14 protein-coding genes are annotated in these 14979 nt (G+C 51.4%); 5 read left to right on the plus strand and 9 right to left on the minus strand.

The window, feature by feature from the left end:
* Positions 1-77: 77 nt before the first annotated feature.
* On the plus strand, positions 78-1127 hold the full coding sequence (locus ACESOH_RS03145; protein WP_373099618.1) for a TrmH family RNA methyltransferase: 1050 nt from the start codon (positions 78-80) through the stop codon (positions 1125-1127).
* 5 nt (positions 1128-1132) lie between these two features.
* On the opposite strand, the gene ACESOH_RS03150 is transcribed toward ACESOH_RS03145, so the two are convergent.
* Positions 1133-1393 (minus strand): YfhL family 4Fe-4S dicluster ferredoxin, encoded by a 261-nt coding sequence (locus tag ACESOH_RS03150; protein WP_032093246.1) that lies wholly within the window; start codon positions 1391-1393, stop codon positions 1133-1135.
* Between the two features lie 83 nt (positions 1394-1476).
* Between ACESOH_RS03150 and ACESOH_RS03155 the strand changes: the two genes are divergently transcribed.
* Positions 1477-2175, plus strand: a complete 699-nt coding sequence (locus tag ACESOH_RS03155; RefSeq protein ID WP_373099620.1) for a ribonuclease T2 family protein — start codon at positions 1477-1479, stop codon at positions 2173-2175.
* A gap of 83 nt (positions 2176-2258) precedes the next feature.
* Here ACESOH_RS03155 and ACESOH_RS03160 read toward each other — a convergent pair whose 3' ends face one another.
* From ACESOH_RS03160 to ACESOH_RS03175, 4 genes are read right to left on the minus strand one after another with little or no spacing between them, the layout of a single operon-like run.
* Complete coding sequence (locus tag ACESOH_RS03160) at positions 2259-3332, minus strand: sulfate/molybdate ABC transporter ATP-binding protein (RefSeq protein WP_373099621.1); 1074 nt, start codon at positions 3330-3332, stop codon at positions 2259-2261.
* 10 nt (positions 3333-3342) lie between these two features.
* Positions 3343-4167, minus strand: a complete 825-nt coding sequence (gene cysW / locus ACESOH_RS03165) for a sulfate ABC transporter permease subunit CysW (RefSeq protein ID WP_032093243.1) — start codon at positions 4165-4167, stop codon at positions 3343-3345.
* Positions 4168-4176: 9 nt separating this feature from the next.
* Positions 4177-4989: a sulfate ABC transporter permease subunit CysT gene (gene cysT / locus ACESOH_RS03170; protein WP_373099623.1), complete on the minus strand. Its 813-nt coding sequence runs from the start codon at positions 4987-4989 to the stop codon at positions 4177-4179.
* 46 nt (positions 4990-5035) lie between these two features.
* Positions 5036-6085, minus strand: a complete 1050-nt coding sequence (locus ACESOH_RS03175) for a sulfate ABC transporter substrate-binding protein (protein WP_373099625.1) — start codon at positions 6083-6085, stop codon at positions 5036-5038.
* A 436-nt stretch (positions 6086-6521) separates the two neighbouring features.
* Between ACESOH_RS03175 and pgk the strand changes: the two genes are divergently transcribed.
* The 3 genes from pgk (at position 6522) to ACESOH_RS03190 (ending at position 10175) form a co-directional block, all read left to right on the plus strand.
* Complete coding sequence (gene pgk / locus ACESOH_RS03180; protein WP_373099626.1) at positions 6522-7697, plus strand: phosphoglycerate kinase; 1176 nt, start codon at positions 6522-6524, stop codon at positions 7695-7697.
* A gap of 70 nt (positions 7698-7767) precedes the next feature.
* Complete coding sequence (fbaA, locus tag ACESOH_RS03185; protein WP_032093239.1) at positions 7768-8847, plus strand: class II fructose-bisphosphate aldolase; 1080 nt, start codon at positions 7768-7770, stop codon at positions 8845-8847.
* 77 nt (positions 8848-8924) lie between these two features.
* Complete coding sequence (locus ACESOH_RS03190) at positions 8925-10175, plus strand: O-antigen ligase family protein (protein WP_373099628.1); 1251 nt, start codon at positions 8925-8927, stop codon at positions 10173-10175.
* A 49-nt stretch (positions 10176-10224) separates the two neighbouring features.
* Here ACESOH_RS03190 and ACESOH_RS03195 read toward each other — a convergent pair whose 3' ends face one another.
* Genes ACESOH_RS03195 through recO form a run of 4 tightly spaced genes read right to left on the minus strand, consistent with a single transcriptional unit; the run spans position 10225 to position 14848 of the window.
* On the minus strand, positions 10225-10581 hold the full coding sequence (locus ACESOH_RS03195; protein ID WP_373099630.1) for a diacylglycerol kinase: 357 nt from the start codon (positions 10579-10581) through the stop codon (positions 10225-10227).
* A 16-nt stretch (positions 10582-10597) separates the two neighbouring features.
* Positions 10598-12829 (minus strand): GTP diphosphokinase, encoded by a 2232-nt coding sequence (relA, locus tag ACESOH_RS03200; protein ID WP_373099632.1) that lies wholly within the window; start codon positions 12827-12829, stop codon positions 10598-10600.
* Positions 12830-12838: 9 nt separating this feature from the next.
* Positions 12839-14158, minus strand: a complete 1320-nt coding sequence (gene rlmD / locus ACESOH_RS03205; protein WP_373099634.1) for a 23S rRNA (uracil(1939)-C(5))-methyltransferase RlmD — start codon at positions 14156-14158, stop codon at positions 12839-12841.
* A 3-nt stretch (positions 14159-14161) separates the two neighbouring features.
* Complete coding sequence (recO, locus tag ACESOH_RS03210; RefSeq protein ID WP_032093234.1) at positions 14162-14848, minus strand: DNA repair protein RecO; 687 nt, start codon at positions 14846-14848, stop codon at positions 14162-14164.
* Between the last annotated feature and the right edge of the window lie 131 nt (positions 14849-14979).

Raw genomic sequence — 14979 nt, forward strand, 5'->3', positions numbered from 1 at the left:
GCTCACAATTTCTCGAAAAGTGCGCTTGTTTATTACTCACTTTATCGCTGTTTTACTCTTATTACCGGCAAGTCATTATGAACGCAAAAAAACCGACCTTTCAGCCCGCTGACAATTCATCCCGTTTCAACCAACGCACACCGGCCGCCAAAAAACCGGCACAAAACCGACCGCACTTTGAACCGGCGCGCAAAACCGACAAACCGGCGTTTAAGCGCGATAAAACGGCTTTTCGCGCGAGCGGCGATATGCCGCGGGATAAAGCGCGCCATACGCCGCAGATTACCGAAACGCAACTGGGCAATGCGCGCGGTACCGGCAATGTCAGCGTGACGCTAAAACGCAGCGCCGCTCCCGGTGATGAGAAAAAAACCGGCCCGTTATCGCCGCGTGCGCCGGAAAAAATCAAGAAAAACCGCGCCGAAGAAATGAAGCTGTACGGCGAGAATGCCTGTCTGGCGCTGTTTGCCGAGCGGCCGGAAACCATTGTGCGGGTGTGGGCCACCGTTGAGCTGGCGCACCGCGTCGGTGAGCTGTTCAGCTATCTTGCCGCCAACAAAAAAGTCTATCACGTTGTGGACAGCCGCGAACTGGAGCGGGTCAGCGGCACCGAACATCACGGCGGGATCTGTATGCTGGTGAAGAAAAAACGCCCGTTCACGCTGACCGGCTATCTGAGCCTGCCGCGTCGGAAAGACTGCGTTGTGCTGCTGGATGGTATCGGCAATGCGCATAATCTCGGCGCCGTTATCCGCAGCTGTGCATTTTACGGGGTAAAATCCCTCATCACGGCAGAACCGGACGCCCTTAATGCGGCATCCGCCGTGCGTGTCGCCGAAGGCGGGATGGAATATATTCACCCGATACAGGCCGACAGCACGGAAAGCGCCTTAAGTCAGCTGCGTCAGGCGGGCTATCAGATTATCTGCCCGAGCAGCGGCAAACAGGGCAAAGCCGCCGCCGCATTATCCTTCGCCGATAAAGTGGCGTTCCTGCTGAGTGAAAGTGCGGTGGAAAATCTGGTAAAAAAAGAGGAAATTCTGAATTTATCGCGCACCAATCCGCTCAAAAGCGGGCTGAACGTCGCGGTGGTCGCAGGCATCGTACTGGCGAAATGGGCGGAATAACCACCTCACAGCTTCTCGGGATGATGAATCAGCACAAAGCGCTCCCACAGCTGGGCTTCCGTTTCCGTATGGGCGGGATCGGTTTTAATACAGTTGGTTATCGGGCAGACTTTCTGGCAGGTCGGCGTATCGTAATGCCCGACACATTCGGTACACAGATTCGGGTCGATGACATAGATCGCATCGCCGACAGAAATCGCCTCGTTCGGGCATTCCGGCAGGCACATATCGCAATTTGTGCATTTGTCGGTAATCAGCAGCGCCATCATCTCCCCCAGTCAAGTCAGAAAATGCGGCATTATAAAGAATACCGCTTAAAAATTAAATAATAATTTAAGGTGAATCACCGATGAATAAAAAACAAATGATGCAACTCTCCATTTTTGTGGTGTTCTTTTTTATGTTCCTGCTGGCGGGCTGGTATTATTTTTCGCAGCAGAAACAAGCCGTTTCCACCGTGGTGGAGCGCGATTACGATTATATCATGCAGCATGATCCCATCGGTCGCAACGATAAAGCGCCGACCCATTATTATACCTTCGTGCTGTCATGGTCTCCGGCATTTTGCGACGTTCAGCGCAAACGATACGGCGAAAATCTGCCCAATTCCCTGAAATATCAATGCGGCAAAACCCAGCAGTTCGGCTGGGTGATTCACGGTTTGTGGCCGCAAAACAAATTCGCGCGCCGGGTTTCTGATCAGCCGCGTTTCTGTCAGGGCGATTTGCCGATAGTGCCGCAGGAAATTATCGAACAGTTTTTACCGGAAAGCCCGAGCGCCAATTTATTGCAGGGCGAGTGGGAAAAACACGGCGCCTGTGCCTTTGAGCGGGCGCAGGATTATTTCGCCAAACAGCGGGAATTGTTCCACACCTTAAAATTTCCTACCTATGAACTGTCATCGCGCAGCGAACTGTTCGCCTGGATGAAAAAGAATAATCCGCAGCTGAAAAATATTTACATCGGCGCCAACCGCAACGAACTTTTCATCTGCTACGATTTAGACTGGCAGGTCATCGATTGCCCGCGCAGCCGCACCGGTTATTAAATGACGGCACAACACGGACGACGGGCAAAAAACAATCAAAAAAACACCGCACTTTTTAGCTCGGTGCGGTGTGATTTCGCCGTTTAAATCATAAATTCGATCAATTCATCACGGCTAAAAATATTTACCAGTTTCGGCGTTAAATAAACCTTGTCACCGGGTACGAAGCCCTCTTGTTCCAGTTGGGCGTGATTAATCGACACCTCGATCGGTTTTTCATAGTGCGCGGCCTGCACTTCCACGAAAATCGTCGCCCCGGCGGTATGCAACCGGCTGATCTCGCCCTGAATCGCATTGGTGTTTTGCCCTTTGCTCATGCCGATCTCGTGCGGCCGGACGTAGGCAATCACCGATTGCGGCCGGTGATGGCGGCTGAGTGGCTGAGTAAAATCGCCGATGCGCAGCAGATTTTGTTCAATCACTCCGTGCAGCACATTCACTTCGCCCAGAAAATGCGCCACAAACGCGGTTTGCGGCTGTTTGTACACCTCTTCCGGCGTACCGACCTGCTCCACACGGCCTTTGTTCATCAGAATAATTTTATCCGCCACTTCCAAGGCTTCGTCCTGATCATGGGTGACAAACAAACTGGTGACATTAATTTCATGATGAAAATCCCGCAGCCAGCGGCGCAGCTCTTTGCGCACCGTCGCATCCAGCGCACTGAACGGCTCGTCCAGCAATAAGACTTTCGGCTGCGTAGCCAGTGCGCGCGCCAGCGCCACGCGCTGACGTTGTCCGCCGGACAGCTGATCCGGATAATAGGCGGCGAACCGGTTAAGCTGGACTAAATCCAGTAATTCACGGACTTTACGCTGAATTTCCTCATCACTTAAACGCTCCGCCCGCGGTTTGACTTTTAAACCGAAAGCCACATTCTGCGCCACGCTCATGTGCCGGAACAGGGCGTAGCTTTGAAACACAAAACCGATATCGCGTTGTTTGGCGCTGAGTCGGCTGACATCCCGATCGTCGAATAAAATGGTGCCGCTGTCGGCCTGCTCCAGCCCGGCGATAATGCGCAGTAATGTGGTTTTCCCGCAGCCGGACGGCCCCAGCAGGGCGGCCAGCTCACCGTTTTGTACACTGAAATTAATCTTGTTAAGTGCGGTCAGATTTGCAAAGGTTTTTTGAATATCCCGAATAATAATGCTCATGTTGTTCCTCTTATGCCGTCTGTCCGCCGAGTTTGCTTTCCGTCCACTGGCGCGCCAGTAACAGCAGCAGAGAAAGCAATAACAATAGTACGGCGACGCTGAATGCGGCGACAATGTTGTATTCGTTATAAAGAATTTCAATATGCAGCGGCAGGGTGTTGGTATAGCCGCGAATATGTCCGGACAGCACCGACACCGCGCCGAATTCTCCCAATGCGCGCGCGGTACACAGTACCACGCCGTGCAGCAACGCCCATTTGATATTCGGCAGCGTGATATAACGGAAAATCTGCCAGCCGTTGGCACCGAGCACGGTGGCGGCTTCTTCTTCCTGCGTACCCTGCGCCTGCATAATCGGGATCAGCTCGCGCGCCACAAAAGGCACGGAAACGAAAATGGTGGCCAGTACAATCCCCGGAATGGCATAGACAATCTGAATATCCCAAGCGTCAAGATAAGGATATAACCAGCTTTGCGTGCCGAACAGCAGCACATAAATCAAACCCGCCACAATCGGTGAAACGGAAAACGGCAGGTCGATAAGAGTGATCAGAAACTGGCGGCCTTTAAATTCATATTTGCTTACCGCCCAAGCGGCAAACACGCCGAATACCAGATTCAGCGGCATGGCGATCGCCGCGGCAAGCAAGGTCAGCTTTAATGCGGCGATGGTATCCGGCTCAATAACCGTTTGCCAGAAAACCGAAAACCCTTCGCTCAATCCCTGTGAAATCACCACCAGCAACGGCAGCACCAATAAGGTAAGAAAAATCACCACGGATAAGGCAATCAGCGTATACGCCGCCGGACTGTATTTTTGTGCAGGTAATGACATAATCCTTCCTTAAGAGCCGAAACGCGCAAGGCGGTGCTGAATAATATTGATAATAAATAACAGGGTAAAGGAAATCAGCAGCATGATAACGCCGATCATCGCCGCCGCCACATAGTTATACTGATCCAGCTTCGCCACAATCAGCAAGGGCAGAATTTCCGTTTTAAAGGGAATATTGCCGGCGATAAATACCACCGAGCCGTATTCGCCGATCGCGCGGGCAAAGGCCAGCGTAAAGCCGATAATCCAGGCCGGCAGAATCGCCGGCAGAATGATACGGATAAAAATCTGAAGCCGGCTCGCTCCCAGAATTGTGGCGGCTTCCTCCACATCTTTCGGTAAATCCTGTAGCACCGGCTGCAACGTTCGCACCACAAACGGCAAGGTCACAAACAACAGCGCCAGCGTAATGCCGATGGGCGTATAGGCAATTTTAAAGGCGAAAAACTGGCCGATAATGCCGTTTTGCGCATAAATGGCGGTCAGTGCGATACCGGCGACCGCCGTCGGCAGGGCAAACGGCATATCGATAAAAGTGTCCATCAGTTTGCGCCCGAAAAAGCGGTAACGCACCAGTGTCCATGCCAGTACACCGCCCAGCAAGGTATTGAACAGCGCTGCGGTAAATGCGGTGCGCAGCGACAGCCACAAAGACAGCAACAGCTGCTTGCCGGTGATCAGCTGCACGAATTCCGGCCAGCTAATCTGCATGGAAAACACAAACAATGCAAATAAAGGAATTAAGACGATCAGGCTTAAAAAGCTGATCGTATAACCTAAGGATAATTTAAATCCGGGAATAATGCGGGGTACCGCTGTCATAAATCACTCCTCAAACCGCTTTCGCCCACACGAAAGGCTGTCCTGATCATTCGTTAATCCGGGCAAAAATCTGATCAAATACCCCGCCGTCGTCAAAATAGGTCTTTTGCGCCGAAGCCCAGCCGCCGAAAGCCTCATCAATCGTCACCAGCGTCAGCGCCGGAAAACGGTCAGGGTATTGCGCCAGAATCGCGGCATTACGCGGGCGATAAAAATGTTTGGCGATAACATGCTGCGCCTCATCACTGTATAAATATTGCAGATAAGCCTGTGCCTGCTCGCGCGTTCCTTTTTTATCCACCACCGCATCCACCAGCGCAACCGGCGGTTCCGCCAGAATGGAAAGCGACGGCGTGACGATTTCAAACTCACCGCCGCCCTGTTCCGCCAACGCCAGATAAGCCTCGTTTTCCCAGGCCAGCAACACATCGCCCAGCCCGCGCTGTACAAAACTGGTGGTCGCGCCGCGCGCACCGGTATCCAGCACCGGCACATGGCGGTAAATTTCGCTGACAAAGGCTAACGCCTTATCGTCGCTGCCGTATTTGGCTTTGGCGAATGCCCATGCCGCCAGAAAATTCCAGCGTGCGCCGCCGGAGGTTTTCGGGTTCGGCGTAATCACTTCAACGCCTTCGCGCACCAAATCGTCCCAGTCACGAATGTTTTTCGGATTTCCTTTACGCACTAAAAACACAATGGTGGAAGTATAAGGCGTACTGTTATCGGCAAACTTGCTTTGCCAGTCCGGCGCAATAAGCGCCTGTCGGCTGTTAATGGCATCAATATCGCCGGCCAGCGCCAGTGTCACCACATCCGCCTGCAATCCGTCGATCACCGAACGCGCCTGTTTACCGGAACCGCCGTGCGAAGTCCGAATGGTGATGTTTTCCCCGTTGGTTTGCTGCCAGTGCTGTGCGAACAGCTGATTGTACTCTTTATACAGCTCACGGGTGGGATCATAGGAAACATTCAGTATGGTCGCCGCATTGGCGCCGGAGAACGTCGCCATCGCGGCAAGTGCGGTGATAATCAGCGCGGTTTTTCGTCCCAGCCACTGCGCCGCCGGCAGCCGAAAAGCCAAAAGAACGCGTTGCATAGCTCCTCCTTCTCGTTATCGGTTGATGTTGTGTCGGTTATTGTTGTAAATAAATTATTAAAATTCGGCCTGTTTTCAGGCTTCCTGCATTTAACCATCAAAATTTTAGCGGCAGAAATAAAAAAATCGCATTTAATATTCCATATGAATATATCAAATGCGATAAATCTCATTTACCGAACCGTGATACCGCCGAGCGGGGCAAAAGTGCGGTGCTTTTTTTAAACTTTTTCTTCATTTGATAATGTGCATGCAAATTTTCGCTCCGGATATTGAAAAAAATATGTCATTTATCTAATCAATTAGAAAGAATTCATTTAACCCAAAGAATAATGGCGAGAATTTGATCTAGACCCGTTACATCATGCAAAATAAGTGAGTATAATGCGTGGCAGTGTTTATCATTTTCAATTTTAACCAACCAAGAGGGTAAATTATGTCAGTAATTAAAATGGCCGATCTGGATTTAACCGGCAAACGCGTCTTTATCCGCGCCGATCTGAACGTACCGGTAAAAGACGGTAAAGTAACGTCTGACGCGCGTATCCGCGCCACCATTCCGACCTTAAAACTGGCGCTGCAAAAAGGCGCGAAAGTCATGGTGACCTCCCATTTAGGCCGTCCGACCGAAGGTGAATTCAAACCGGAAGATTCTCTGCAACCGGTGGTCGATTACTTAAATAATTCCGATCTGGGCGTGCCGGTTCGTTTGGTGCGCGATTATCTGTCCGGCGTCGAAGTCAACAGCGGTGAAGTTGTGGTGCTGGAAAACGTGCGTATCAACAAAGGTGAAAAGAAAAATGATGCCGAGCTGGGTAAAAAATATGCCGCACTGTGCGATGTGTTCGTGATGGACGCCTTCGGTACGGCGCACCGCGCGCAGGCATCCACTTACGGTGTGGCGGAATATGCGCCGATCGCCTGTGCCGGCCCGTTATTAGCGGCGGAACTGGATGCGCTCGGTAAAGCGCTGAAAGAACCGCAACGTCCGATGCTGGCGATTGTGGGCGGCTCCAAAGTATCCACTAAACTTACCGTGTTGGATTCCTTATCCAAAATTGCCGACCAGCTGATTGTCGGCGGCGGAATTGCCAATACCTTTATCGCGGCGGAAGGCAATAACGTGGGTAAATCCCTGTATGAAGCGGATTTAATTCCGGAAGCGCAGCGTCTGTCCAAAGCCACCGCGATTCCGGTACCGGTGGATGTGCGTGTCGGCACCGAATTCTCCGAAACGGCCGCCGCCACCGAAAAAGCGGTTAATCAAGTCGGCGCGGACGAATCCATTTTTGATATCGGCGACCAATCCGCCGCCCAGCTGGCGGAGATTATCCGCAATGCCAAAACCATTTTGTGGAACGGCCCGGTCGGCGTGTTCGAATTTCCTAATTTCCGCAAAGGTACCGAAGTGGTGGCCAATGCCATTGCCGAAGCCACGGCAAACGGCGCATTCTCCATTGCCGGCGGCGGCGACACTTTAGCGGCCATTGATTTATTCGGTATCGCAGATAAAATTTCTTATATTTCAACCGGCGGCGGCGCATTCTTAGAATTCGTCGAAGGCAAAGTTTTGCCGGCGGTGGAAATTCTGGAAAAACGCGCGAACGGCTAATCCACCTTATGTGATGCGCGTTTACGCGCGCATCGTTCCGACCCATTTCAAACAAGATAGGAAGCAAAAAATGGCAAAATTATTAGATATCGTCAAACCGGGTGTGGTAACAGGTGACGACGTACAAAAAATCTTCGCTTACGCAAAAGAAAACAACTTTGCAATTCCGGCGGTCAACTGTGTCGGCAGCGACAGCGTAAACACCGTGCTGGAAACCGCCGCACGGGTTAAAGCACCGGTTATTATTCAGTTCTCCAACGGCGGTGCGCAGTTCTATGCCGGTAAAGGCATTAAACCGGCAAGCGGCACTCGTCCTGACGTATTAGGCGCGATCGCTGGTGCCAAACAGGTGCACACACTGGCGGCGGAATACGGCGTGCCGGTGATTCTACACACCGACCACTGCGCGAAAAAATTACTGCCGTGGATTGACGGCTTACTGGATGCCGGTGAAAAACATTTTGCCGAAACCGGCAAACCGTTATTTTCTTCCCATATGCTTGACCTTTCCGAAGAGCCGATGGAAGAAAACATGGCGACCTGCCGTCAATATCTGGAACGCATGTCAAAATTAGGCATGACTCTTGAAATCGAAATCGGTATCACCGGCGGCGAAGAAGACGGCGTAGATAACAGCGGCGTGGACGAATCACGTCTTTACACCCAGCCGGAAGATGTGCTGTATGTTTATGATCAGCTGCATCCGGTCAGCCCGCGTTTCACCGTTGCCGCCGCATTCGGTAACGTACACGGCGTTTACAAACCGGGCAATGTAAAATTAAAACCGTCCATTTTAGGCGCCTCACAGGAATTCGTTGCGAAAGAACGCAATCTGCCGGCAAAACCGATTAACTTCGTTTTCCACGGCGGTTCCGGTTCTTCCACCGAAGAAATCCGCGAAGCGATCAGCTACGGTGCGATCAAAATGAATATCGACACCGATACCCAATGGGCGGCATGGGAAGGGATTTTAAACTTCTATAAAGCCAACGAAGCGTATCTGCAAGGTCAGCTGGGCAATCCGGAAGGCCCTGACGCGCCGAATAAAAAATACTACGATCCGCGTGTTTGGTTACGTAAATCGGAAGAATCCATGTCTAAACGCTTAGAAAAATCCTTCCATGATTTAAATTGTATTGATGTATTATAATTTTCGGAAATAGTCTAAAATAAACCGCACTTTAACGTGCGGTTTTTTTCTGCGTAAATTAAATATTGTGGGGCGACATGAATATTGTGAAAGACAATAAACTTTCTTTATTAGTCAATTTTGCCGTGGGATTTTTCTTTCTTTCCGTGCTGAGCGTAAAAGGCGGGCATAACTTTGCGCCGTTTCTGTTAATCATCATCGCTTTCGGCTATCTGATTTACCTTATCGCACAAAAACGGCGGCAGACTTTTTCACAGGATGAAAAATGGCTGATTGCAAGCTATGTGTTTTACTTTTCGGTTTTTCTGCTCTCTTTACTGCTTCACGGCGGTAAATTCAGAGAGCTGGATAATCCGAGCCGGGCGATTCTGGTTTTGCCGCTCCTGTCACTGTTTTTTCATCACCCGATACGGTTTAAGGTGCTGGCTTACAGTATTCCCGCCGGCGCGGTCATTGCCGGGCTGGTCGCACTTTATGATCGCTTTTATCTCGGCGCACAAGCGGCTTATTCGCCGCGCACCATGCATATTCAAGGCGGCGATATCGCCATGTCGCTCGGCATGTTTTCTCTGGTGATCGCGTTGTATTTCGCCGCCCGCAAACAGTATAAAGCGGCCGTATTGTGCACCGTCGCCAGCTTATTCGGTATTCTCGGCAGCTTTCTCTCCACCGCCCGCGGCGGCTGGATCGGGCTGCCGTTTATCCTTGCGGTGATTATTCTGCTGTATCGCAAACAGTTAAGTAAGCCGTTTTTAACCGGCATTTGTAGCGTCGTTGTTATCACGGTTATCACCGCGGTCGCTTTGCCCAATACCCAGGTAATGAACCGGATAAAAAAAGCCAATAATGAGATCGCCGCCTATTTTGACAAAAATAACGGCGCCACTTCCGTCGGCGCCCGCTTCGATATGTGGAAAGGCGCGCTGTTAATGGCGCAGGAAAAACCGCTTTTGGGCTGGGGAACCGCCGGGGTGGCGGAACAGTCGAAACAATATGCCGCACAGAAAATCATTAATAAACATGCCGCTATCTTTGATCACGCCCATAACCAATATTTAGACGATCTGGCCAAACGCGGCATACTCGGTCTGCTGGGGCTGCTGGGAATTATGCTGGTACCGATGCGGTATTTTATCCGCAGCCTGTCGGGCGCATCGCTTGAAGCCCGCTGCGCGGCGATGCTGGGCATCATTCATATTCTGTCGGTGATGTTTTACTGCCTCAGTCAGGGATTTTTCACCCATAATTCGGGTAATATTTTCTATTTCTTTCCGATTATGGTGTTGTTCGCCGCGGTCAGAACGTTAAAATCCCAAACGGACATGTAAGCGAAAAAACGGGGCAAGTTATGCCCCGTTAATATTGACGGTTTTGCGCTCAGAACAACAGCACCAGCCCCCACACAATCACCATCACCGTCAGCGCCACAAACACCGCGGCGGAGCCTAAATCCTTAGCGCGGCCGGACAGCTCGTGATGTTCCGTGCCAATCCGATCCACCACCGCTTCCACCGCACTGTTTAATAATTCCACCACCAGCACCATCAATACGGTGCCGATCATCAGCGCAATGTCTATTTTATCCTGCCCCAGCCAACAGGCCAGCGGAATCAATATCATCGCCAATAGCAGCTCATGACGAAAAGCGGTTTCATATTTGACCGCACTTTTTAATCCTTTTAACGAATATCCCGTTGATTTAATCAGGTGGGTTAACCCTGTGGTTTTATGCATAACATTCCTTATTCAGTTAAAGCCGTTTGGCTTCAATAACATCGTCCAGTTTGGCTAAACGCGCCAGAATTTTGCTTAGAATCTGCACATTGTTCAGCTCGATTTCCATGTCGATCGTCGCCAGCTGCCGTTTGGTATCCGTGCGGCTGGACACGCCGAGGACGCTGATTTTCTCGTTTGCCAGCACCGTAGTAATATCCCGCAGCAGGCCGTTGCGATCACTGGAAATAATGCGGATACTGATACGAAAACCGCTGGCGTAATTGTCGCCCCACACCGATTCCACCACCCGTTCCGGATGCGAATTCTGTAGCTCCATAAACTGTTCGCAATCACTGCGGTGAATGGAAATACCGCGCCCCATGGTAATATAACCGACAATGTCATCGCCCGGAATCGGCTGGCAGCAACGCGCAATATGGTGCATCAAATTGCCCACGCCTTCAACGATGACATAGCCTTTTTTCTCATCGTTTTTCTGCTGCGTATTGCTCGCCCCTTTATTTGCCACATGGCGCAGAATTTCTTCGTCCGCCTCCTGTGCCGAAGTTTTAATCAGTTTATTCTGTAAAAAATTGACCAACTGATTTAAACGAATATCCCCGCCGCCGATTCCGGCATACAGATCATCCAGATTTTTCAGGTTATAACGCGGCAGCGCATGCTGTTCCACCTGTTTTAAACTTAATCCCAGACGGGTGATCTCGTTTTCCAGCAGTTCCTTGCCGGCCGGGATATTTTTATCCCGATCCAGCTTTTTAAACCACGCGTGGATCTTGGCCCGCGCTTTGGCCGTATGGGTAAACCCCAGATTCGGGTTAAGCCAGTCGCGGCTCGGATTCGGCGTTTTCTGCGTGATAATATCGATCTGATCGCCCATTTGCAGCTGATAGGTGAACGGCACAATCCGCCTGCCGACTTTAGCGCCGATACAGCGATGTCCGATTTCGCTGTGAATGGCATAAGCGAAATCCAGCGGCGTCGAACCGCTCGGCAAATCCACCACTTCGCCTTTCGGCGTAAACACATATACCCGATCATCAAACACCTGACTGCGCAGCTCCGCCATCACCTCGCCGGAATCGGTAATATCATCCTGCCATGCCAACAGCTTACGCAGCCAGGCGATTTTATCCTCATAGGCGGAACGACCGGTCAGCCCTTCCTTATATTTCCAGTGCGCCGCCACGCCGAGTTCCGCATCGTCGTGCATTTGCTGGGTACGAATCTGCACTTCAATCGGCTTGCCGCCCTTGCCCAGCACCACGGTATGAATCGACTGATAACCGTTCGGCTTCGGATTGGCCACATAATCATCGAATTCTTTGGGTAAATGTTTGAAATGGGTATGCACGATACCCAGCGCGGAGTAACAATCCTGCAACTTCTGGACGATGATCCGCACCGCGCGAACATCATATAAATCACTGAATTCCAGATGTTTTTTCTGCATTTTGCGCCAGATACTGTAAATATGCTTCGGCCGCCCGTACACTTCCACCTGATCGAGATTTTCTTTCAGATAAGCGGTTAATTCCGCCACAAAATCCGCAATATACTGTTCCCGATCCAAACGGCGTTCTTTCAACAGCTTGGCGATAATATGATATTGATCAGGATGCAGATAGCGGAAACAGTAATCCTCCAGTTCCCATTTCAGCTGCCCGATGCCGAGACGGTTGGCCAGCGGCGCGTAAATATTGGAACATTCTTTTGCCGCCAGCACTTTTTCTTCTTCCGAACCGCACTTTTCCGCATCGCGCAGATACACGATTCGCTCCGCCAGTTTAATAATCACACAGCGGAAATCATCCACCATGGCAAGCAGCATACGGCGCACATTGTCCACCTGCAGGCTATCGGCGGAATGGCTGGCGTTGAGCTGGCGGATATTATCCATTTCGATCACGCCTTTCACCAGTTTGCTGATTTTCGCCCCGAAATCTTCCTTAATCTGCGCCAGATCGACGATATTATAATGTACGATAGGGTAGAGCATGGCCGTAATCAGGCTGTCGGCATCCATATTCAGGCTGTGCAGAATTTCCACCATTTCCACCCCGCCGTGCAGCGAACAATATTCGCCCGCGGCCTGGTCGTTCGGTTTCTGTGCGATATTATCCTGCGCATAATGCCAGGCTTTCACCAGCGTTTGTTCTACGTTTTGCGGCAGCGCCAACCCGGCACACCATTTCTCAATCACAAAATCCTTTGGATTTAATAAATGCGATCCGCGTACAGCAACCATAATTTCTTCCTATTGTCGTTTTTCAAACAGGCTGATGCTTTCCAGATGTCCCGTATGCGGGAACATATCGATCATCGCCGTTTTTTGCAACTGATAACCTGAATTCAATAAGATTTCCGCATCCCGCACCAAGGTGGCGGGATTACAGGAAACATAAAGGATTTTTTCCGCTCCCAGACCGCACAGCGCATGAAGTGCGAACGCCGCACCGCTGCGCGGAGGGTCAAGCAAAATCTTATTGAATTCGCGTTTTGACCACTGTTGTTGTATAAACGGTTGGTCGAGATCCCCTCGGTAAAATTGGACATTAGGACAATTATTTCGTTCCGCATTTTTTACCGCTTTTTCCACCATGGCGGAAACACCCTCAATTCCCACCGCACTTTTGACCCGCCGGCTGACCGGCAAGGTGAAATTACCCATGCCGCAAAATAAGTCCAGCACATTATCCTGTTCGTTAAGGGCCAGCCAGTCCAGCGCGGTATTGATCATGCGGCGGTTCAGCGCGGCGTTGACCTGAATAAAATCACGCATATCAAACTGCAGGCGCAAACCGTCGTCCAGTTGATAATAAGGCGATTCGCCGTGCAGCCGCACAATCTGCTCATCATCCTGCAGAAATAGCATCAAATGCTGCCGCGTCGCCAGTTCCAGCAATAAAGTGCGGTCGTTTTGGGCGAGATTTCCGCGCTGGCGCAGCAACATCGCCACCCCGTTATCCGCCTTCACCAGCTCCACATGACCAAGCGCTTTCGGCTGCGACCAACGGGCAAAAAGTGCGGTCAGTTGCGGCAATAGATCATTGAGCGGCGCCTCCAGCACCGGGCAATGGGCAATCGGTACAATCTGCGCTGAGTTTTTTTGCCGAAACCCCATATCCAGACCTTTGCGTTTCACATCATAACGCAGGCTGAAACGCGCCCGGCGGCGATAATGCCAAGGCTCGCCGACAATCATCGGCATCAATTCGATGCCCTGCGGCTGTAATCGGCTCAGGCGCTGAAACAGCGCGTGCTGCTTCGCCCGACGTTGTAAATCCACCTCAATGTGCTGGCTCTGACAGCCGCCACATTGCCGGTAATGCGCACAGCGCGGTGGGCAACGCTCGGGCGCGGGATGCAGAATATTCACCGCCCGCCCTTTGCCATACTGCCGTTTATCCTCAAGCACGGCCACCCGCACGGTCTCGCCGGGCAGTGCATTTTCCACAAACCAAGTTTTGCCGTTGACTCTTGCCACGCCCAATCCCTGATAATCCAGTTCCAGAATATCCGCCTTAAATGCCGGCGCCGGCTTCGTGTTTTTCTGCGGGGAATAAAATAACGCCATGATTTACTTTCGATATAAAACAGATTGTGTAAACAGCTCGCGGCTTTTCAGCGGTTTGGCGCCTAAATAGGGTTTCAGCGCAATCCGGATAAAACGTTTCGCCGCCTGCCGCACGGCGGGATCGCTAAATTCCTGCCGCGCAAAGGCCAGCAGCTCCCGCCCGTAAAAGGTCAGATTGTCTTTGATCAGTGATGCGATAAAGCCTTTTTCGGCCCGATAACGGTAGGTCATATTTTCATCCACCGCTTCGCCGGAACCCGCACAATGGCAAAAATCCACCCCGTATCCCATGCTGTGCAGCAGGCGGAATTCAAACCGGCGCAGACCGCTTTCAAGCCTGTCGGGCGAGGCGGCAAGCGCGGTCAGACAATGCAGATAATCCTGAAACAGTTGCGGATAGGCGGTTTCCGCCGCCAGCAGACGCATAATCAGTTCATTCACATAAAATCCGCTGTACAGCGCATCGGTACGCAACGGCAGGCTGATGGCGGCAGGTTCCGCTTTGGTCAGGATTTTCAGTTCGCCGCGCCCGCTCCAGCGCAACAGCAGCGGGGTAAACGGCTGTAAAATGCCCTTCAGCGGCGAACGTTTGGCCCGCGCACCTTTCGCCAACAGCGTCAGGCGTCCCGTTTGCTCGGTAAATACATCCACCAGTAAGCTCGTCTCGCCGTAAACACGGCGATGCAGCACAAAGCCGCGTTGCCAGTTTTCGATAACCCCGTCTCCGCCCGTTAAAATATCACCTCAAACGGCAGATATTTTAGCAGATTTTGCACCGCACTTTTGCACATTATTTTCGGCATTTTGCGATTTGTTAATAA

This window comes from Necropsobacter rosorum (genome assembly GCF_964241405.1).
GTDB lineage: Bacteria > Pseudomonadota > Gammaproteobacteria > Enterobacterales > Pasteurellaceae > Necropsobacter > Necropsobacter rosorum.

What these genes read in the sequence shown, in the direction of transcription:
- cysW (WP_032093243.1), bottom strand. Translation starts at nt 4,167, where the DNA reads ATGTCATTACCTGCACAAAAATACAGTCCGGCGGCGTATACGCTGATT.
- fbaA (WP_032093239.1), top strand. Translation starts at nt 7,768, where the DNA reads ATGGCAAAATTATTAGATATCGTCAAACCGGGTGTGGTAACAGGTGAC.
- ACESOH_RS03150 (WP_032093246.1), bottom strand. Translation starts at nt 1,393, where the DNA reads ATGGCGCTGCTGATTACCGACAAATGCACAAATTGCGATATGTGCCTG.
- ACESOH_RS03195 (WP_373099630.1), bottom strand. Translation starts at nt 10,581, where the DNA reads ATGCATAAAACCACAGGGTTAACCCACCTGATTAAATCAACGGGATAT.
- ACESOH_RS03160 (WP_373099621.1), bottom strand. Translation starts at nt 3,332, where the DNA reads ATGAGCATTATTATTCGGGATATTCAAAAAACCTTTGCAAATCTGACC.
- cysT (WP_373099623.1), bottom strand. Translation starts at nt 4,989, where the DNA reads ATGACAGCGGTACCCCGCATTATTCCCGGATTTAAATTATCCTTAGGT.
- ACESOH_RS03155 (WP_373099620.1), top strand. Translation starts at nt 1,477, where the DNA reads ATGAATAAAAAACAAATGATGCAACTCTCCATTTTTGTGGTGTTCTTT.
- ACESOH_RS03175 (WP_373099625.1), bottom strand. Translation starts at nt 6,085, where the DNA reads ATGCAACGCGTTCTTTTGGCTTTTCGGCTGCCGGCGGCGCAGTGGCTG.
- relA (WP_373099632.1), bottom strand. Translation starts at nt 12,829, where the DNA reads ATGGTTGCTGTACGCGGATCGCATTTATTAAATCCAAAGGATTTTGTG.
- rlmD (WP_373099634.1), bottom strand. Translation starts at nt 14,158, where the DNA reads ATGGCGTTATTTTATTCCCCGCAGAAAAACACGAAGCCGGCGCCGGCA.
- ACESOH_RS03190 (WP_373099628.1), top strand. Translation starts at nt 8,925, where the DNA reads ATGAATATTGTGAAAGACAATAAACTTTCTTTATTAGTCAATTTTGCC.
- pgk (WP_373099626.1), top strand. Translation starts at nt 6,522, where the DNA reads ATGTCAGTAATTAAAATGGCCGATCTGGATTTAACCGGCAAACGCGTC.
- ACESOH_RS03145 (WP_373099618.1), top strand. Translation starts at nt 78, where the DNA reads ATGAACGCAAAAAAACCGACCTTTCAGCCCGCTGACAATTCATCCCGT.